Raw genomic sequence first — 20,179 nt, forward strand, 5'->3', positions numbered from 1 at the left:
CGCTTACAATCGCAGCAGCGGTCATGCACCGCGGGGGCATTCCGACGGGGGATGCCCGTCATGACAGAGACGACATGAGGTTCCAGGGTGGCGAAGAAGCGCAGGTTCCAGCGCTGGAGAAGGGCCGCAGTCGTCGGCCTGACAGCGGCCGCGATCGCACTCAGCGGTTGCAGCATCCAGATCACCTCTCAGCCCGATCCGTCGATCGGCGACGACACGATGCTCATCAACGCGGATCACGGCAACCCGTTCTTCACGCGGAACTTCAACCCGTATCTCACCAACACCCGCACGGCGGCCAGGTGGATCTACGAGCCGCTGATCCTCATCAACCCGCTCGACGGCGAGCGCATCCCGTGGCTGTCCAGCGAATGGTCGCAGCCGGACGCCCGCACGATCGTCATGACGATCCGCGACGACGTCGACTGGAGCGATGGCGAGAGCCTCACCCCTGACGACGTCGCGTTCACGTTCGATCTGCTCGAGGACAACCCCTCGCTCGACATCAAGGGCGCCTGGCAGCACCTGTCGAGCGTCGAGGTCGACGGGGAGGACATCGTCTTCCATCTGAAGAGCGAGGACGCTCCGTCCCTCTCGATCATCGGACAGACGATGATCGTTCCCGAACATCTCTGGGAGGACGTCGAGGACCCAGGCACCTGGCGCAACGAGGATCCGGTCGGCACCGGCCCGTTCGTCCTGGGCAACTACAACGACCAGCAGTACTCCATGGACAAGAACCCGGATTACTGGCAGGCGGACTCGATCGAGATCGAGCACGTCATCCTTCCGGCCACGAACTCGCAGCTCGACACCGTCACGCGCGGTTACGACTGGGCGTACTCCTTCATCTCCGATGTCGAGGGCACGTGGGGTGCGGCCAGTCCGGACAACAACTGGTGGTTCCCGCCGGGAGGCGTGATCTCGCTCGTCCCGAACCTCGAGGTCGCTCCGTTCGACGATGTGAACGTCCGCCGCGGCATCGCGCTCGCGCTGGACCGGGAGGAGATCGCCGAGACGGCATCCGAGGGCTACATGGAACCGGCAGGGCAGACCGGACTCATCCTGCCCAACCAGGAGCAGTATCTCGACCCAGCGATCCCCGACCAGGGCATGATCTCCCAGGATCAGGATGCCGCGCTGGAGGCGTTCGCCGAATCCGGCTACACGCTGCAGGGCGACGAGCTGGTCGACCAGGACGGCGCGCAGCTCGAGTTCGCCCTCACGACGGCGAACGGCTACTCCGACTGGACCAGGGCGGCGCAGGCCGTGCAGCGCCAGCTCGCCGACGTCGGCGTGAAGGTGACGCTGAACCTCCCGCAGCCCGCCGGCTATCAGAGCGCGATCGGGAACGGCGACTTCGAAATGGCGATCGGAGGCATGGGCAACGGCGACGTCTACCAGGCGTTCAACAGTCTGCTCTCGAGCGACTTCTACGTCCCGGCAGGCGAGACGACGTCGAACAACTTCCAGCGCTATCGCTCCGACGAGGCCGACACCCTTCTGGCCGAGTTCCGATCGACCGTGGATCCGGACAGGCAGGACGAGATCGTGCGCGAGCTGCAGAACATCGTCTACGACGAGCTGCCGGTGATCGGCCTCTATTACGGCGGCATCTGGGGGCTCTTCAGCGACGCGAAATTCACCGGCTGGCCCTCCGAGGAAGACCCCTACATGATCCCGCAGAACTACGACTCGGCGCCGCTCGGGATCTTCCCGCGGCTCGAGCGCGTGAAGGGAGAGGACCAGTGAAGTACGCGTTCCAGAAACTCGGCCTCTTCGCCCTCACGCTCTGGGCGGCGGTCACGCTGAACTTCTTCCTCCCGAGGATGATGCCCGGATCCCCTGCGGATGCCGCGATCGCCAAGCTCGCTCAGAACGGGCCGGTCTCGGAGGCGACGCGAGCGGCCATCGAAGCGCAGCTCGGAGTCCCGACCGGATCGCTGTGGGACCAGTACGTGACGTACCTCGGTCAGGTCGCCAGACTCGACTTCGGCGTCTCGTACACCTTCTACCCGCAGACCGTCGCGAGCATGGTGTCCACGGCCTTGCCGTACACGCTCGTCCTGGTGGGCGTCGTCACGGTGCTGGCGTTCGTGATCGGCACGCTCATCGGCGTCGCGGCCGCGTGGCGTCGCGGCACGTGGATGGACTCGCTCCCGACACTGACCGGGTCCTTCCTCAGCACGTTCCCGTACTTCTGGACGGCGCTGCTGCTGCTGTTCTTCCTGGGCTACGTGCTGCACTGGTTCCCCACGACGGGGGCCTACTCGGCGACGACGACACCCGGCTTCACGCTCGAATTCCTCGTCGACCTCATCCAGCACGCGGCTCTGCCGGCGCTGACGATCCTGCTGACATCTCTCGGCGGCTGGATCATCGGCATGCGCAACGCGATGATCAACACACTGGGTGAGGACTACGTCACGTTCGCCGAGGCCAACGGCCTGCGCGGGCGTACCATCGCACTGCGCTACGCCGCCCGCAACGCGATCCTGCCCAACCTCACCGGCTTCGGGCTCACGCTCGGCGGCGTGGTCGGAGGATCGATCCTCGTCGAGCAGGTGTTCGGCTATCCGGGCATCGGGTACCTGCTGTTCAACGCCGTGATCGGACAGGACTATCCGCTCATGCAGGCGCTCTTCCTGATGATCACGGTCAGCGTGCTCATCGCCAACTTCCTCGTCGACATCCTGTACGGCGTGCTGGACCCAAGGACCCGCCGATGACCTCCACGATGAACGTCAAAGTGCCCTCCTCCCGCATCGCGGCGCCCAGCAGATGGCGCGCCCTCGGGCGCATGGTCGGGACCCTCTGGGGGAACGGCAAGGCGCGGATCGGATTGTGCCTGCTCGGCCTGTTCGTCCTCGTCGCCGTGTTCGCCCCGTGGCTCGCTCCCTACGATCCGAAGGAGAACGGCTTCGAGCGCAACGCCGGGGCGAGCCCGGAGCACTGGCTCGGCACCACGGCAGCCGGCGAGGATGTGCTGAGCCAGCTCATCCACGGTGCGCAGGTCAGCCTGCTGGTCGGCTTCGCCGCCGGCATCCTCTCCACGATCGTCGCCGTGCTCATCGGACTGAGCTGGGGCTACCTGCGCGGCATCGCCAGCGAGACGGTCGGCTTCTTCGTCAACCTGTTCCTCGTCATCCCCGGTCTGCCGCTCATGATCGTCATCGCCGCGTACCTTCAGAACGGCGGCATCCTCATGATCATCGCCGTGATCGTGGTCACGGGGTGGGCGTGGGGTGCGCGGGTGCTCCGCAGCCAGACGCAGTCGCTGCGGGGCAACGACTTCGTCGCCTCGGCGCAGTTCTCCGGCGACAGCTCTGCTCGCATCATCTTCCGCGAGATCCTCCCGAACATGACGTCGATCATCGCCGGAACGCTGTTCGGCGCGGCGACGGCGGCGATCCTCGCCGAGGCGGGCCTCGAGTTCCTCGGGCTCGGCGACTCGAGCATCGTCAGCTGGGGCACGATGCTCTACTGGGCGCAGAACTCGAACTCTCTGCTCACGGGGCAGTGGCTGCTGCTGTTCGCTCCCGGACTCTGCATCGCCCTGCTCGCGCTGAGTCTCACACTCATCAACTTCGGCGTGGACGGCATATCGAATCCGCGCCTGCGGGAAGGGAAGGGACGATGAACCCGACGATCGATGCCGCCGCATCCGCGGACGCACAGGACGTCCTGCTCGAGGTCCAGGGCCTGTCCGTCGAATACGCCTCGCCGGGAACGACTCCCGTCTCAGCCGTCGAGGACGTGTCCTTCACGCTGCGCCGAGGCGAGTTCGTCGGACTCGTCGGCGAGTCGGGCTCGGGCAAATCGACGCTCGGCTTCGCGCTGACGCGTCTGCAGAAGCCGCCGGCGCGCATCAGCGGCGGGCGGATCCTGTTCGGAGGCCGCGACATCCGTGGTCTGGATGCCGAGGAACTGCGCCGCCAGCGGCAGGGCGGCTTCGCCATGGTGCTGCAGTCCGGCATGAACGCGCTCAATCCGGTGCGCACCGTGCGGAACCATTTCTTCGACGTCTTCGCCGCGCACGGCCACATCTCCTCGAACGACCGCGAACAGCGCGCTCGCGACCTGGTCGGAAAGGTCGGGCTCCGACCCGAGGTGCTCGACCGCTATCCCGGCGAGCTCTCCGGTGGGATGCGTCAGCGCGCGTCGATCGCGATCGCGCTGTCACTGGAGCCGCAGCTCATGGTGTTCGACGAGCCGACGACCGCGCTCGACGTGCTCGTCCAGCACGCGGTGATGGAGACGATTCAGGAGCTGCAGCGCGCCGAGCAGTTCACGGCGATCCTCATCAGCCACGACCTCGGCATCGTCCTGGAGGCGACCGATCGCGTCATGGTGATGCACGAGGGGCGCATCGTCGAGGACGCACCGAGTCGCGACATCCTGGAGCGTCCGCAGGACGAGTACACCCGGATGCTGCTCAGTCATTATGCGGACCCGCGGGCGGAGTCGCTCTCGATCCCCGGCTTCGTCGACCTCGGCACCCGGCGCCGCGAGGGGACCTCCCGCGCGGAACTGACAGACACGCTGCCGACCGTCTCAGAGCGAGACGAGCGCAGGGCGGATGCCGCGATCGTGCTCGAGGGCGTCTCGAAGCTCTATCCGGCTCCGCGACGCGGACAGGACGCGGTCACCGCCGTCGACGACGTGTCGTTCCGGCTGGAGCCGGGGGAGGCGCTCGCGCTCGTCGGTGCCTCCGGTTCGGGAAAGTCGACGATCGCGAAGCTCATCACGGGCGTCGAGAAGCCGACCGCAGGGTCCGTGCGCTTCGGCGACGTGGATGTCGCGTCCCTGCGCCGCGGCGGTCTGCGGGATCTGCGCAAGGACGTCCAGATGGTGTTCCAGGACCCCTACTCCGCGCTGAATCCGCTGCATACCGTCGAGTACACGCTCAGCCGACCGATCCGCAACTACACCCGGTTGCGCGGCCTCGAGGCCAGGGCGCGCGTCCTGGAACTTCTCGAGACGGTCGGACTGACGCCGGTCGAGCAGTTCGCGGCCAAGCTGCCGCATCAGCTCTCCGGTGGTCAGCGCCAGCGCGTCGTGATCGCCCGCGCCCTCGCGAGCGACCCGCAGGTGCTCATCGCCGACGAGCCGGTCTCGATGCTCGACGTGTCGTTGCGCGCCGGGGTCCTCGCCCTGCTCGAAGACCTCCGCGAGCGCTGGGGCATCAGCATGCTGTACATCACGCACGACCTCCTCAGCGCGCGACTGGTCACCGAGAACATCCTCGTCCTCAACAGCGGCCGCGTGGTCGAGCGCGGCGAGACAGCGACCGTGCTGCAGCATCCCGAGGATCCCTACACCGTCCAGCTTCTGGATGCCGTGCCCAATCCAGCGCGCGCAGCCCGCTGACGCGGCGCAGCCCGCGATTCGACCACCCCGCGATTCGACCACCCTTTGACGAGAGGAGCACCTGTGCTCACCTTCCCCGACGGCTTCCTCTGGGGAGCCGCGACAGCGGCCCACCAGGTGGAGGGGAACAACACGACCAGCAACTGGTGGACCATGGAGCACGCTCCCGGTTCGCCCATGGTGGAACCGTCCGGTGATGCCGCCGATCACTTCCATCGGTATCCGGAGGACATGCGCCTGCTCGCGGATGCGGGTCTGAACTCGTACCGGTTCTCGCTGGAGTGGGCGCGCATCGAGCCGGAGCGCGGCTTCGTCTCGAGGGCGATGATCGATCACTACCGCCGCATGATCGACACCGCGCGCGAGCTCGGTCTGGATCCGACCGTCACCCTCATCCACTTCACCGTGCCCGAGTGGTTCCAGCGGGACGGCTTCTGGCGCGCGTCGGATGCCGTCGACCTCTTCGGCCGATATGTCGAGACGGTTCTGCCGATCCTCGACGGCGTGAAGTACGTGTGCACGATCAACGAGCCCAACATCGCGGCCATGCTCGCCGGCGGAGAGGACGCGGCGAATCTCGTCGCCTACGGCCTCCCCAACCCGGATCTGGCTGTGGCCGACACGCTGCTCGCGGCGCACCGCCGCGCTGCCGACCTCGTGCACACGGTCCCCGGCGCGCAGGCGGGGTGGACGATCGCGACGCAGGCCTTCCATTCGACCGGCGAACCGGGTGCGGACGAGATGCTGCACGAGTACGGCCATCCGCGTGATTTCTGGTATCTGGAGCAGTCAGCCGGCGACGACTTCGTCGGAGTGCAGGCCTATACGCGCACGTTCATCGGGCCGGAGGGCCCGCAGCCGGTCTCCGCCGACGTCGAGACGACGCTCACCGGCTGGGAGTTCTTCCCCGAGGCGCTCGAGCTCGGCGTGCGCAGCGCGTGGGAGCTGAGCGGGGGAGTGCCGATCCTCGTCACGGAGAACGGCATCGCCACCGGCGACGACACCCGGCGCATCGCGTATACGCGGGGCGCCCTGGAGGGGCTGCACAGGGCCATCTCGGACGGCATCGACGTGCGCGCCTATCAGCACTGGAGTGCGCTGGACAACTACGAGTGGGCGAGCGGCTATGCGCCGACCTTCGGTCTGATCGGGTTCGACAAGGAGACGTTCGAGCGCCGCCCCAAGCCCAGCCTCGCCTGGCTCGGCGAGGTCGCGCGCCGCAACGGCCTCTCCGTCTGACGCAGCGTGCAGGGATGCCGCGGACCCGCTCTGCGAGCGAAGCGGCATCCCTGCGCCCTGCCTTCCCCGGAGCGCGTAACCCCGCGCCGCACGCACATAGAATTGACCCCATGCCCGCAGGCGAATCCTTCTACATCACCACGCCCATCTACTACCCTTCCGATGTGCCGCACATCGGGCACGGGTACACGTCGGTGGCGGTCGACACGCTCGCGCGCTGGCACCGCCAGTCGGGTGATGACACCTGGATGCTCACCGGCACGGACGAGCACGGGCAGAAGATGCTGCGCGCCGCTGCGGCGAACAGCGTCACGCCGCAGGAATGGGTCGACAAGCTCGTCACCGAGAGCTGGTTCCCGCTGCTGAACACGCTGGATGTCGCGAACGACGACTTCATCCGCACCACGCAGGAGCGCCACGAGACCAACGTGCAGGTGTTCTTCCAGCGTCTGTACGACGCCGGTTACATCTACGCGGGCGAGTACGAGGCGCTGTACTGCGTCGGCTGCGAGGAGTTCAAGCCGGAGTCCGAGATCGTCGACGGCACTGGGCCGTTCGAAGGCCTCAAGGTCTGCGCGATCCACTCGAAGCCGCTCGAGCTGCTGCAGGAGAAGAACTACTTCTTCAAGCTCAGCGAGTTCCAGGATCGCCTGCTCGAGCTCTACAAGACCGAGCCCGACTTCGTGCGCCCGCATTCGGCGCGCAATGAGGTCGTCTCTTTCGTGAGCCAGGGGCTGAAGGACCTCTCGATCTCGCGGTCGACGTTCGACTGGGGCATCCCGCTGCCGTGGGACGAGTCGCACGTCATCTACGTGTGGGTGGATGCGCTGCTCAACTACGCCACCGCGGTCGGCTACGGCGCGGACGAGGTGCAGTTCGAGCGCCGTTGGCCGGCGTACCACGTGGTCGGCAAAGACATCCTGCGCTTCCACGCCGTCATCTGGCCGGCGCTCCTCATGGCCGCAGGGCTCGAGGTGCCCAAGGGCGTCTTCGCGCACGGCTGGCTGCTCGTGGGCGGCGAGAAGATGTCCAAGTCCAAGCTCACCGGCATCGCGCCGACCGAGATCACGGACGTCTTCGGCTCCGATGCCTACCGGTTCTACTTCCTGTCCGCGATCGCGTTCGGTCAGGACGGCTCGTTCAGCTGGGAGGACCTGTCCGCCCGCTACCAGGCCGAGCTCGCGAACGGCTTCGGCAACCTCGCCTCCCGGACGGTGGCGATGATCGAGCGTTACTTCGAGCGCATCGTGCCTCCGGCCGGAGAGTACACCGAGGCGGATCTGGCGATCCAGAAGATCGTGGCGGATGCCGCGTCCGAAGCGGATGCCGCGATCGAGCAGTTCCGCATCGACGAGGCGATCAAGTCGATCTGGACGATCGTCGATGCGCTGAACGGCTACATCACCGAGAATGAGCCGTGGGCGCTCGCCCGTGACGAGGATCAGCGTTCGCGCCTCGGCACCGTGCTGTACACGTGCGCCGAGGGTCTGCGCGCGCTGGCGGTGCTGCTCTCGCCGGTCATGCCGCAGTCCACCGAGAAGCTGTGGATCGCGCTGGGCGCGGCCGAGAGCATCGGCCGGCTGCAGGACCAGCCGATCCGCGAAGCCGGTGCCTGGGGCATCCTGAAGCCGGGCGCCAGCGTCAACGGGCTGGCCCCGTTGTTCCCGCGCGTGGAGTCGCAGGCCTGACGTCAGCGCGAGTCGAGCGACGCGCGCAGCGAGGAGTCGAAACGCATGAGCGAGCCCGAAACCTACGTCCGTGAGCGCTCGACGAGCGGTCGAAAGGATCTGCGGTACCCGGCGGCGCCGGATCCGCTGACCGTGCCGGTGTACGACAACCATGCACATCTCGAGATCGTCGACGGCGATGACCCGCTGAGTCTCACGGAGCAGCTCGATCGTGCCGAGGCCGTCGGCATCGCCGGCGTCGTGCAGGCATCAGGCGACATCGAATCCTCGCGCTGGGCCGTCGCGGCGGCTGAGCAGGACCACCGGGTCCTCGCCGCCGTCGCGATCCACCCGAACGACGCGCCGACCTACGCGGCCGCCGGCCGGCTCGACGAGGCGCTCACCGTGATGGACGAGCTCGCCGCGCATCCGCGCACGCGGGCCATCGGCGAGACCGGTCTCGACTTCTTCCGCACGGACGAGGAAGGAAGACCCGCGCAGTTCGAGAGCTTCGAGGCGCACATCGCACTCGCGAAGAACCACGGCATCGCGATGCAGATCCACGATCGCGAAGCGCACGACGCGGTGCTCGACACGCTGACCCGCGTCGGCGCGCCGGATAGGACCGTGTTCCACTGCTTCTCGGGCGACGACGCGATGGCGCGCATCGCGGCGGATGCCGGGTACTACCTCTCCTTCGCCGGCAACGTCACGTTCAAGAACGCGCAGAACCTGCGCGACGCGCTGAAGGCCGCACCGCTCGATCGGATCCTCGTCGAGACGGACGCGCCGTTCCTCACGCCCGTGCCGCTGCGCGGGCGTCCCAACGCGCCGTACCTCGTGCCGATCACCGTGCGCTTCATGGCTGCAGAGCTCGGCCTCGAGGTCGATGAGCTCAGCGCGCAGCTGGCCGCGAACACCATCGCGGTGTACGGCGCCTTCGGGGACTGACGCTCACGCGACCTGCTCGGCCTCCGTGTCGTCCGCCGGCTTCGCGCTGACGATGTGCGAGATCGGCTTCCACACCAGCAGCAGCGTGATCGCGGCCCCGACGAAGGCGAACCACCAAGGCGCCGTCAGCCCCCAGATCTGGGCGATCACACCGCCGAGCGCGTTGCCGAGCACCATGCCGCCGAAGACGCCGACCATGTTCACCGAGGCGATCCGGCCCTGCAGCTCCTTCGGCACGAGCCGCTGGCGCACCGTGGTCGAGATCGTGCCCCAGATGAACGCGTAGAACCCGAACCCGGCCATGATCGCCAGCGCCACCCACCCTGTGGTGGTGAGCGCGAAGGCGAGATGCATGATCCCCTCGAGCGACAGGCACACCCGCATCAGGGTCGCGAACGAGATCCGCTTCTCCAGCCATCCGAAGCTGAGCGTCGCCAGCAGGCCTCCGGCGGCGGATGCCGTGGTCAGCGCGCCGTAGCCGACAGCGCCCATGTTCAAGTGCTCGGTCGCGTACAGCACGAGGATGCCCCAGGGTGCCGCCCACGTGACGTTGAACACGAGGATGATGAGCACGAGCGTGCGCACCGGCGGGTTGCGCCACAGCCACCTGAGGCCCTGAGCGATGTCCGTGTGCACCGGTGCGTGCTCCTCGCGCGGAGGCGCTGGAGTACGCGCCATCCGCGATATGAGCACGATCGCGAGCGTGACGCACAGCACCTCGACCAGGAACGGCCACGCGGTCCCCGCGGCGAACAGGAACGCGCCCAGCGGCGGGCCGGCGAACTGGTTCGCGACGAGGTACCCCGCCTGGAGGCGGGCGTTGCCGATTCCCAGGTCGGCGGTTTTCACGATCATCGGCAGCAGCGTGCTCCCCGCGGTGTCGACGAAGACCTCGGCGGTGCCGTACAGGAAGGCGACGGCCAGCACGATCCAGATGTTCGCTGTGCCCGTGACGAGGAACACGCACAGGGCGGCGAGCACGATCGCCCGCGCCGCGTTCGCGAACATGACGAGCCGACGGCGGTCGAACCGGTCGGCGATGGCACCGGCATGCAGACCGAAGATCAGCCAGGGCAAGAACTGCAGTACGGCGCCGGCCGCGACGAGGATGGGAGAGGACGTCATGGACGCGATCAGCAGCGGCGCCGCAGCGAGCGCCACGCCGTCGCCGATGTTGCTGGTCCACGACGACGCCAGCAGCCAGCGGAAGTCCCGGCCCATCCGGCGAGGCGCGACGAGGTCACCGAGGGAGGGCATCCGTCCAGAGTACCGACGTGGGGGAGAATGGGAGGATGACCGTCACTCTGCTCGGTGCGACCGAGATCCGCAGGCTTGCCGCAGACCTCGACGTGACCCCCACGAAGAAGCTCGGGCAGAACTTCGTCGTCGATGCCAACACCGTCCGCAAGATCGTGCAGGCCGGCGGCGTGCAACCGGGGGAGCGGGTCGTCGAGGTCGGCCCGGGGCTCGGATCGCTGACGCTCGCGATCCTCGAAGCCGGCGCCTCGGTGACCGCGGTGGAGATCGATCACCGGCTCGCCGCCCGACTGCCGCAGACGGCATCCGAGCACGGCGTCCCTGCGGACGCGCTCACGGTCGTGGACGCCGACGCGCTCCGCGTCACGGAGCTCCCCGGCGACCCGACCGTGCTCGTCGCCAATCTGCCGTACAACGTCTCCGTTCCGGTGCTGCTGCACTTCATGGAGACGTTCCCGAACTTGCAGCGCGGCGTCGTGATGGTGCAGGCCGAGGTCGGCGAGCGCCTGGCGGCGCCTCCGGGCAGCAAGGCGTACGGCACCCCCAGCGTGAAAGCCGCCTGGTACGGACCGTGGCGACTGGCCGGCACGATCTCACGTCAGGTCTTCTGGCCTGTGCCGAACGTCGACAGCGTGCTCGTCGCATTCGAGCGTTCCGCCGACTCCCGCGGCGATGAAGCCCTCCGGCTGGCGACCTTCCGGATCGTCGATGCCGCGTTCCAGCAGCGCCGCAAGATGCTGCGGCAGGCCCTCGCCGGTGTGTTCGGAGGATCGTCGGCCGAAGCATCCGCTGTGCTGGAGCGCGCCGGGGTGGCGCCGACGGCCCGCGGCGAGCAACTGACCATCGACGACTTCGTCAGGATCGCGCAGGCGCAGGCGGCTAGCCTGGAGTCGTGATCGCCGCGTTGCCGACCAGCCGCGCCGAGAGGAACCTGAGATGACCCTGCTGCCGTTTCCGGACGCCGTCCACGTGCGAGCACCGGGCAAGATCAACGTCTACCTCGGCGTGGGCGACCGGCACGACGACGGGTACCACGCCCTGGCCACGGTGTTCCAGGCGGTCTCGCTCTACGAGGACGTGATCGCACGCCCCTCCGACGACTTCTCGATCGTGGTGAAGGGGGCGGCCGACCCGGCATCCGTTCCGCTGGACGATCGCAATCTCGCGATGCGCGCGGCCAAGCTGCTCGCCTCGGCCACCGGGTACGACGGCGGCGTCGCGCTCGAGCTGCGCAAGAGCGTTCCGGTCGCCGGCGGCATGGGCGGGGGATCCGCGGATGCCGCGGCGACGCTCCTCGCGTGCGACGCGCTCTGGGGCACCGGGCTCACCCCCGCGCGTCTGCACGAGCTGGCGAGCCGCCTCGGCGCCGACGTGCCGTTCGCGCTGCACGGCGGGACGGCGGTCGGCACAGGACGAGGCGACCAGCTCAACCCTGCGCTGGCGCGCGGGCGCTTCGACTGGGTGCTCGTGACGAGCGACGAGGGCCTCTCCACGCCGGTCATCTACCAGCGTCTCGACGAGCAGCGCGCCCGCGGCGAGGCACTGGCGGACGACCCGCCGATGTCGCTGGACGTGCCCATCCCCGTGCTGCAGGCGCTGCGCGCCGGGGACCCGCATTCGCTCGCGGCCTGCATGCACAACGACCTCGAATCGCCCGCGATCGAGGAGCGCCCCGTGCTCGAGGAGATCATCCGCGAGGGACTCGGTGCCGGTGCGCTCAGCGGCATCGTCTCCGGATCGGGACCGACGATCGCCTTCCTGTGCGAGACGCCGGAATCGGCCCGCTACGTCCAGGACGAGCTCGAGGCGCACGGGCGCGAAGCGCTGCACGTGCACGGACCCGTGAGCGGGGCGCGCATCCTCTCCGCCTGACACGGGAACGGGGCCGCAGCCAGAGCTGCGGCCCCGTCCTCCTGCGCATCAGCGGACCGTGCCGGCCCGGCGCTTGTTGTAGATGTCGAACGCGACCGCGAGCAGCAGCACGAGCCCCTTCACCACGAGCTGGCTGGACTGCGGCACACCCATCAGCTGCATGCCGTTCGTCATCACGGCCATCACCAGGCCGCCGACGGGCGCCCCGCCGACGCGCCCGACGCCGCCCATCGTCGAGGCGCCGCCGATGAAGCACGCCGCGATCACGTCGAGCTCGAACATGTTGCCCATGCCGGGCTGCGCGCCATTGGACCGCGACGAGAACACCGCGGCCGCGATGCCCGGCTACCTCGGCGTGCTGCTCGCGACGAGCCGTGAGCGGCTGTCGGCCGCGGTGCGGATCCATCCCGTCGGTGCCGAGGGGCGAACCGTGCGCCTGGAGCGCGCGCACATGCGATCGCACCTGATGCAGATCGCCCCGGCCGAACTCGCCTTCGGGGCGCTGCTGAACGACCCGGTCTCCCGCGCGCCGCGCATCTGACGTCGGCGGCTGCTCTGCGCCCGATCGGCGGCGCGCAGACCCGGCGCGGACGGCCAGGCGAGCACCCTGCACGTTTTTGCCGACATAATGGGATGAGATGTGACCGTGCACACGCAAGGGAGGCGATGCCATGGCGGCCTCAGGCGAGCGTGCACGGGTGCCCAGCATCCGCGATGTCGCACGCCTGGCCGGTGTGTCGCACCAGACGGTGTCTCGCGTCCTGAACGATCACCCCAGCATCCGCCCCGAGACGAAGAAGCGCGTCCAGGACGCGATCGCCGTGCTCGACTACCGGCCGAATCTCGCCGCGCGCGCGCTCGTCACGAGCACGACGACGACGCTTGGCATCCTGTCGGCCACGATCGGCGAGTTCGGTCCGACGTCGTCGATCGCCGGAATCGAGGACGCCGCACGTGCCGAGGGCTACTCGGTGAGCACCGTGAACCTCCCGACCACATCGCCCGAGGCGATCGGCGAGGCGATCCGCCAGCTCGGCCGAGAGCAGGTCAGTGGCATCGTCGCACTCGCGCCGCAGGTCCGCGTGTTCAACGTCCTGCGGGGGATGGCGGTCGGGGTGCCGCTGGTGAGCCTCCAGACGGCATCCGGGTCGGACGGCTTCACGCACTCGGCCGACCAGGTCGCTGGCGCCCGCAGCGTGACCGAGCACCTGATCGCCCAGGGCCACGCCGACATCCTGCACCTCGCCGGCCCCCAGGACTGGATCGAGGCGGAGTCCAGGATGCGGGGATACCTCGACGCCTTGCGGGACGCCGACCTGCCGACGATCCCGCCGATCCGAGGGGACTGGACCGCGGACTTCGGATACTTCGCCGGGACCGAACTCGCGCGCCGACAGGACTTCACTGCCGTCTTCGCGGCGAACGATCTGATGGCGATCGGGCTGATGCACGGCTTCCGGGATGCCGGGCTCGACGTGCCGCGCGACGTCAGCGTCGTCGGATTCGACGACATCCCGGTTGCGGCGCACGTCTGGCCTCCACTCACCACCGTGCATCAGGACTTCCTCGAGCTGGGGCGCAGGGCCGTGGCGATCCTGCTCGCCGAGATCCGCAATGAGTCCGTGCCGCAGTTCGGCGCCGTCGAGCCGCTGCTGCGCGTCAGATCGTCCAGCGCGCCCCGATAGCGCGTCCGAATCCGAGGTCCACTTGACAGCGGGCCGACGGAGGCGCAATATTGTCTTTCATGTGAACGGTCACATTGGGAGTGGCCGTCAAGTATCGAGGAAGATCCGTGAGCAGCACAGCTACGTTGCCTGTCGTGTCAGGGCCCATCTTGGAGATGCGCGACATCACCAAGGAGTTCCCCGGCGTCAAGGCACTCTCCAACGTCTCCATCACCGTCCGCTCCGGCGAGATCCACGCGATCTGCGGCGAGAACGGTGCGGGCAAGTCGACCCTGATGAAGGTTCTCTCGGGGGTGTACCCGTACGGCACCTACGACGGCGACATCCTGCTCTACGGGCAGGAGCAGCGCTTCAAGGACATCGCCGCCAGCGAGCAGGCGGGCATCGCGATCATCCATCAGGAGCTCGCGCTGATCCCCGAGCTCTCGATCACCGAGAACATCTTCCTCGGCAACGAGATCGCGCACTTCGGCGCCATCGACTGGCAGAAGGCGAAGAGCCGGGCCACCGAGCTGCTCGCCCGCGTCGGCCTCCAGGAGGACCCCGACCTCCCGATCAAGCACCTCGGCGTCGGCAAGCAGCAGCTCATCGAGATCGCCAAGGCGCTCAACAAGGACGTCAAGCTGCTCATCCTCGACGAGCCGACCGCCGCCCTCAACGAGAACGACTCGCAGCACCTGCTGGGGCTCATCCTCGGGCTGAAGGCCAAGGGCATCGCGTCGATCATCATCAGCCACAAGCTCAACGAGATCGAGCAGATCGCCGATGAGATCACGATCATCCGCGACGGCCGCACGGTCGAGACGCTCGACATCACCAAGGGCGAGATCAACGAGGACCGCATCATCCGCGGGATGGTCGGCCGGTCGCTCGAGAGCCGCTATCCCGATCGAACGCCGGAGATCGGCGAGGTGCTGTTCGAGGTCAAGGACTGGTGGGTCCAGCATCCCACGGTGAACGAGCGCATGGTCGTGAAGGGCTCGAGCATCGACGTCCGCCGCGGCGAGGTCGTCGGCATCGCCGGTCTGATGGGCGCGGGGCGCACGGAGTTCGCCATGAGCATCTTCGGGCGCTCGTACGGGAACTTCCTCAGCGGTCGGCTGTTCAAGGACGGCCAGGAGATCGAGCTCCCCGACGTCTCGGCGGCCATCAGGCACGGCCTCGCGTATGTGAGCGAGGACCGCAAGGTGCTGGGTCTCAACCTGCTCGACACGATCAAGCGCGCTGTCGTGTCCGCCAAGCTGTCGAAGATCTCCCGTCGCGGCGTCGTCGACGACCGCGAGGAGTACGCGGTCGCCGAGCGCTACCGCAAGGCGCTGCGCATCAAGACCCCGACGGTGGAAGAGGGCGTGGGCAAGCTCTCCGGCGGCAACCAGCAGAAGGTCGTGCTGGCGAAGTGGATGTTCACCGACCCCGACCTGCTGATCCTCGACGAGCCGACCCGCGGCATCGACGTCGGAGCGAAGTACGAGATCTACTCGATCATCAACGAGCTCGCAGCCGCGGGCAAGGGCGTCATCGTCATCTCCAGCGAGCTGCCAGAGCTGATGGGCATCTCCGACCGCATCTACACGATCTTCGAGGGACGCGTCACCGACTGCATCCCCAGCGACCAGGCAACTCCGGAGGCGCTCATGCGCAGCATGACCTCCACGAATCAGAAGGCGAACGCATGAGCACCACGACGACCCCCGCACCGAAGCAGGGCTTCCACTTCGGCGACATCAGGAAGATGTTCGGCGGCAGCACGTCCTCGCTGCGCCAGTTCGGCATCCTCGGCAGCCTGATCGTCATCATCGCGCTGTTCGAGATCCTCACGGTGTTGCGCAACCCGGACGGCGCCACGCTGACCCCCGGCAACCTCATCAACGTCGTCAACCAGTACTCGTTCATCCTGATCCTGGCCATCGGCATGGTGATGGTGATCATCATGGGCCACATCGACCTGTCGGTCGGCTCGGTCGCCGCCTTCGTCGGCATCATCGTGGCGAAGTCGATGGCCGAGTGGAACCTCCCCTGGCCGATCGCGATCCTGCTCGGTCTGGGCGTCGGCGCGCTGGTCGGCGCGTGGCAGGGCTTCTGGGTCGCCTACGTCGGCGTCCCTGCCTTCATCGTGACGCTGGCCGGGATGCTGTTCTTCCGCGGCGCCCAGCAGTTCATCGGCGATGCGCAGACGATCCCGGTTCCCAAGGGCTTCCAGATCATCGGCACCGGATACCTGCCCGAGCTCGCGGTTCCGCTCGATTTCAACGTGCTCACGATGGTGCTCGCGCTGCTCGGCGTCGCCTGGATCATCTTCTGGGAGATCCGCACCCGCCGCATCCAGCACAAGATGGGCTCGGAGATGGCGCCGCTCTGGGTGAGCGTCACGAAGGTCGTCCTGCTGTCCGTCGTCGTGCTCGCCGCGGGCTGGATGTTCGCGACGGGTCGCCCTGGCACGAGCTTCCCCGTCCCGGGTCTCATCCTGCTCGCGCTCGTGATCATCTACTCGTTCATCACCAGGAACACGATCTTCGGCCGCCACATCTACGCGGTCGGCGGCAACCGCCAGGCCGCCCGCCTGTCCGGCGTCAAGGACCGCTGGGTCGACTTCTTCGTGATGATGAACATGTCGATGATGGCCGCACTGGCCGGCATGATCTTCGTCGCCCGCTCGCAGGCATCCGGTCCGAACGACGGCACCGGCTGGGAGCTGGACGCCATCGCGAGCGTGTTCATCGGCGGCGCGGCCGTCGCCGGCGGCATCGGCACCGTGATCGGCTCGATCATCGGTGGTCTGGTCATGGCCTTCCTCAACAACGGTCTCGCACTGCTCGGCCAGGGCGCCGACGTGGTGGCGATGATCAAGGGTCTCGTGCTCCTGTTCGCCGTCGGCATCGACGTCTGGAACAAGCAGCAGGGCCGTCCGTCGCTGTGGGGCTACCTCACGCGCAGGCGTCACCAGAAGGACGCGCCGAACCTCACCGACTACCCGACCTCCGCCGCGAGCACCGCGAGCGGGAAGAAGGAGACTCCGTCCGAGTGACGGCGGTCCCCGCACCACCAGAGAAACCATCAGAGAAAGAGATCGCATGAAGAGAATGGCAGTGACGGCGACAGCGTTGGTCGCCGCAGCAGCGCTCGCCCTCACCGGCTGCTCCTCCGAGCGAGGCGGCGGAACCGATGAAGGTTCGAGCACGGAAGAGACCACGACGGGCTTCGAAGCAGGCTCCACGATCGGTGTCGCGCTTCCGGACAAGACCAGCGAGAACTGGGTGCTCGCCGGTCAGCTGTTCAAGGACGGACTGGAAGAGGCCGGATTCAAGGCCGACGTCCAGTACGCACCGGCCAGCAACACGGTCGCCGAGCAGCAGAACCAGATCCAGGCGATGGTCACCGGTGGGGCGAAGGTCATCATCATCGGTGCGAAGGACGGCAAGCAGCTGGCCACGCAGGTCCAGGCCGCACACGATGCCGGCGCAGCCGTCATCGCGTACGACCGTCTCATCGAGAACACCGAGGCCGTCGACTACTACGTCGCGTTCGACAACTTCAAGGTCGGCGAGCTGCAGGGCACTGCGCTGCTCGACGGTCTGGCCGAGCGCGCGGGGCACGAGGCGCCGTACAACATCGAGCTGTTCTCCGGCTCGCCGGATGACGCGAACTCGCGCGTCTTCTTCGACGGCGCGATGAGCGTCCTGCAGGAGAAGATCGACGACGAGACGCTCAACGTCGTGTCGGGTCAGACCGAGATCGCCCAGACGGCGACCGAGGGCTGGCTGGCCGAGAACGCGCAGAACCGCATGGACACCCTGCTCACCGGCTCGTACAGCGGCGATACCGTTCTCGACGGCGTGCTCTCGCCGAACGACACGCTCGCCCGCGCCATCATCACCTCGGTGCAGCAGGCCGGCAAGCCGGTTCCGGTCGTGACCGGGCAGGACTCCGAGGTCGAGTCCGTCAAGTCGATCATGGAGGGCATCCAGTACTCCACGATCAACAAGGACACCACCCTGCTCGTCGAGCAGTCCATCAAGATGGTGCAGCAGCTGCAGGCCGGCGAAGAGGTCGAGGTCAACGACACCGAGTCGTACGACAACGGCGTGAAGGTCGTTCCCGCCTACCTGCTCGACCCGGTGATCGTCACGAAGGAGAACGCCGCCGAGGCCTACGCCAACGTGCCGAGCCTCCTCGAGATCGTCGAGTCGTACCAGTAAGCACGACGCGCACAGCAGGAGCCGCCCCGGTCAGTGACCGGGGCGGCTCTTCGCATGCGCGGCGACTACCCTGAGAGGGACATGGCACATCTTCTCGGGGCCGAAGGCCTCCACCTCGAATACCCCACCAAGGTCGTCTTCGACTCCATCACCCTCGGCATCGAAGAGGGCGACCGCATCGGCATCGTCGGCCGCAACGGCGACGGCAAGTCCTCGCTGCTCGCGATGCTCGCCGGGCGCAAGGAGCCGGATGCCGGACGCGTCACGATGCGCGCCGGCACCCGCATCGGCGTCCTCGATCAGGCAGACACGCTCGACGACACCCAGACGATCGCGCAGGCCGTCGTCGGCGACACCCCCGAGCACGAATGGGCAGGCGACGCGCGCGTCCGCGACGTGATCCACGGGCTTCTGCGGGATCTGGACTGGAACGCACCGGTCGACGCCCTCAGCGGCGGCCAGCGCCGTCGGGTCGCCCTCGCTGCGCTGCTCGCCCAGGACTGGGACATCATCGCGCTGGACGAGCCGACCAACCACCTCGACGTCGAGGCGATCACGTGGCTCGCCGCCCACCTCAACAAGCGCTGGGCCGCGAACTCCGGCGCGTTCCTCGTCGTGACGCACGACCGCTGGTTCCTCGACGAGGTGTGCACCGAGACCTGGGAGGTCCACGACCGGATCGTCGAGCCCTTCGAGGGCGGGTACGCCGCGTACATCCTGCAGCGCGTCGAGCGCGATCGGATGGCCGCGGCATCCGAGGCGAAGCGTCAGAACCTCGCCCGCAAGGAGCTCGCGTGGCTGCGCCGCGGCGCCCCCGCGCGCACGAGCAAGCCGAAGTTCCGCATCGATGCGGCGAACCAGCTCATCGAGGACGTCCCGGAGATCCGTGACACCGTCTCGCTGCAGTCGCTCGCGGTCGCCCGCCTCGGCAAGGATGTCGTCGACCTCCTGGATGCCGGGGTGACCTACCCTTCGACCGCATCCGCGCCCGCACGCGAAGTGCTGCGGGACGTCGAGTGGCGCATCGCGCCGGGGGAGCGCACCGGCATCCTCGGCGTGAACGGAGCAGGCAAGTCGACCCTGCTGGGCCTGGTCGCAGGCACGATCGAGCCGACCAGCGGGCGGGTCAAGCGCGGCAAGACCGTCCAGGTGCGCACGCTCACGCAGCGCATCGACGAGCTCGCCGAGCACTGGAACGATCCCGTGCGCGTGGTGATCTCCGGTCTGCGCACCGACTACACGTTCGGGAGCGGCTCGAAGAGCCAGGACCTCACGCCAGGGCAGCTGCTGGAGCGGCTCGGGTTCTCCACCGCCCAGCTCTCCACGCCGGTCAAGGATCTCTCCGGTGGACAGCAGCGGCGCCTTCAGCTGCTGCTCGTGCTGCTCGACCAGCCGAACGTCCTGATCCTCGACGAGCCGACCAACGACATGGACACCGACATGCTCGCAGCCATCGAGGACCTCCTGGATTCGTGGCCGGGGACGCTGCTCGTCGTGAGCCACGACCGGTACTTCCTCGAGCGCGTCACGGACCAGCAGTACGCGGTCCTCGGGGGACACCTACGGCACCTGCCGGGGGGAGTGGACGAGTACCTGCGCCTGCGTGCGCTGCAGGATGCCGAGCCGCAGAAGGCCTCGTCTTCCGCGGCTGGCGCGCCGAAGGGGCTGGACGGTTCTGCGCTGCGTGCCGCGCAGAAGGAGGTCTCCGCGCTGGAACGCCGCATCCAGAAGCTGACGGACCAGGTCGACCGCGCGAAGCAGGCCCTCGCCGAGCATGATCAGGCCGACTACGCCGGCCTCGGCGAGAAGATGAAGGCGATCGGGGCGCAGCAGGACGAGATCGAAGAACTCGAGCTGCGCTGGTTCGAGCTGACCGAACAGATCGGCTGACGCGCGGATCGGCTGAGCGAACGGCTCGGCCGACCGAACAGATCGGCCGACC

General features: G+C 67.8%; 16 protein-coding genes and 1 pseudogene. 15 read left to right on the forward strand and 2 right to left on the reverse strand.

What is annotated here, in order from left to right; all coding sequences use genetic code 11:
• Positions 1–87 precede the first annotated feature (87 nt).
• The 7 genes from ACWAT3_RS08335 (at position 88) to ACWAT3_RS08365 (ending at position 9,227) form a co-directional block, all read left to right on the forward strand.
• Positions 88–1,752: an ABC transporter substrate-binding protein gene (locus ACWAT3_RS08335; RefSeq protein WP_460797476.1), complete on the forward strand. Its 1,665-nt coding sequence runs from the start codon at positions 88–90 to the stop codon at positions 1,750–1,752.
• The gene (locus ACWAT3_RS08340) at positions 1,749–2,729 is read left to right on the forward strand and encodes an ABC transporter permease (protein ID WP_460797479.1); all 981 of its coding nucleotides are present in this window, start codon (positions 1,749–1,751) and stop codon (positions 2,727–2,729) included. Before ACWAT3_RS08335 ends, ACWAT3_RS08340 begins: the two co-directional genes overlap by 4 nt.
• Positions 2,726–3,640, forward strand: coding sequence for an ABC transporter permease (locus ACWAT3_RS08345; protein ID WP_460797481.1), 915 nt, complete (start codon positions 2,726–2,728; stop codon positions 3,638–3,640). The genes ACWAT3_RS08340 and ACWAT3_RS08345 overlap by 4 nt, the downstream gene beginning before the upstream one ends.
• Positions 3,637–5,370, forward strand: a complete 1,734-nt coding sequence (locus tag ACWAT3_RS08350) for an ABC transporter ATP-binding protein (RefSeq protein ID WP_460797483.1) — start codon at positions 3,637–3,639, stop codon at positions 5,368–5,370. Before ACWAT3_RS08345 ends, ACWAT3_RS08350 begins: the two co-directional genes overlap by 4 nt.
• A 63-nt stretch (positions 5,371–5,433) precedes the next feature.
• On the forward strand, positions 5,434–6,609 hold the full coding sequence (locus tag ACWAT3_RS08355) for a glycoside hydrolase family 1 protein (protein ID WP_460797485.1): 1,176 nt from the start codon (positions 5,434–5,436) through the stop codon (positions 6,607–6,609).
• A gap of 110 nt (positions 6,610–6,719) precedes the next feature.
• On the forward strand, positions 6,720–8,297 hold the full coding sequence (metG, locus tag ACWAT3_RS08360) for a methionine--tRNA ligase (protein ID WP_460797487.1): 1,578 nt from the start codon (positions 6,720–6,722) through the stop codon (positions 8,295–8,297).
• Positions 8,298–8,342: 45 nt separating this feature from the next.
• Positions 8,343–9,227 (forward strand): TatD family hydrolase, encoded by an 885-nt coding sequence (locus ACWAT3_RS08365; protein WP_460797489.1) that lies wholly within the window; start codon positions 8,343–8,345, stop codon positions 9,225–9,227.
• Between the two features lie 3 nt (positions 9,228–9,230).
• Here the strand turns inward: ACWAT3_RS08365 and ACWAT3_RS08370 are convergent, their stop codons facing one another.
• Positions 9,231–10,484 carry an MFS transporter gene (locus ACWAT3_RS08370; RefSeq protein WP_460797491.1) on the reverse strand — a complete coding sequence of 418 codons (1,254 nt, stop codon included), beginning with the start codon at positions 10,482–10,484 and terminating at the stop codon, positions 9,231–9,233.
• A 35-nt stretch (positions 10,485–10,519) separates the two neighbouring features.
• On the opposite strand from ACWAT3_RS08370, the gene rsmA reads away from it, so the two are divergent.
• The gene (gene rsmA, locus ACWAT3_RS08375) at positions 10,520–11,380 is read left to right on the forward strand and encodes a 16S rRNA (adenine(1518)-N(6)/adenine(1519)-N(6))-dimethyltransferase RsmA (protein WP_460797493.1); all 861 of its coding nucleotides are present in this window, start codon (positions 10,520–10,522) and stop codon (positions 11,378–11,380) included.
• A gap of 40 nt (positions 11,381–11,420) precedes the next feature.
• Positions 11,421–12,356 (forward strand): 4-(cytidine 5'-diphospho)-2-C-methyl-D-erythritol kinase, encoded by a 936-nt coding sequence (locus tag ACWAT3_RS08380; RefSeq protein ID WP_460797495.1) that lies wholly within the window; start codon positions 11,421–11,423, stop codon positions 12,354–12,356.
• Positions 12,357–12,404: 48 nt separating this feature from the next.
• Here ACWAT3_RS08380 and ACWAT3_RS08385 read toward each other — a convergent pair.
• Positions 12,405–12,698: pseudogene (locus ACWAT3_RS08385) on the reverse strand (ABC transporter permease subunit); the annotation flags it as partial.
• On the opposite strand from ACWAT3_RS08385, the gene ACWAT3_RS08390 reads away from it, so the two are divergent.
• From ACWAT3_RS08390 to ACWAT3_RS08415, 6 genes are all read left to right on the forward strand, one after another.
• Complete coding sequence (locus ACWAT3_RS08390; protein WP_460797496.1) at positions 12,604–12,897, forward strand: hypothetical protein; 294 nt, start codon at positions 12,604–12,606, stop codon at positions 12,895–12,897. The pseudogene ACWAT3_RS08385 and the gene ACWAT3_RS08390 overlap by 95 nt on opposite strands.
• Positions 12,898–13,027: 130 nt before the next feature.
• Positions 13,028–14,041, forward strand: coding sequence for a LacI family DNA-binding transcriptional regulator (locus ACWAT3_RS08395; RefSeq protein WP_460797498.1), 1,014 nt, complete (start codon positions 13,028–13,030; stop codon positions 14,039–14,041).
• A 155-nt stretch (positions 14,042–14,196) separates the two neighbouring features.
• Positions 14,197–15,717: a multiple monosaccharide ABC transporter ATP-binding protein gene (mmsA, locus tag ACWAT3_RS08400; protein WP_460797747.1), complete on the forward strand. Its 1,521-nt coding sequence runs from the start codon at positions 14,197–14,199 to the stop codon at positions 15,715–15,717.
• The gene (mmsB, locus tag ACWAT3_RS08405) at positions 15,714–17,066 is read left to right on the forward strand and encodes a multiple monosaccharide ABC transporter permease (protein ID WP_460797500.1); all 1,353 of its coding nucleotides are present in this window, start codon (positions 15,714–15,716) and stop codon (positions 17,064–17,066) included. The genes mmsA and mmsB overlap by 4 nt, the downstream gene beginning before the upstream one ends.
• A gap of 46 nt (positions 17,067–17,112) precedes the next feature.
• Entirely contained in the window at positions 17,113–18,237 is a 1,125-nt protein-coding gene (locus ACWAT3_RS08410) for a substrate-binding domain-containing protein (protein ID WP_460797503.1), read from the forward strand.
• An 81-nt stretch (positions 18,238–18,318) separates the two neighbouring features.
• Positions 18,319–20,127, forward strand: a complete 1,809-nt coding sequence (locus ACWAT3_RS08415) for an ABC-F family ATP-binding cassette domain-containing protein (protein ID WP_460797504.1) — start codon at positions 18,319–18,321, stop codon at positions 20,125–20,127.
• Positions 20,128–20,179 lie beyond the last annotated feature (52 nt).

The sequence above is a fragment of the Microbacterium sp. GXF0217 genome, from assembly GCF_054798195.1.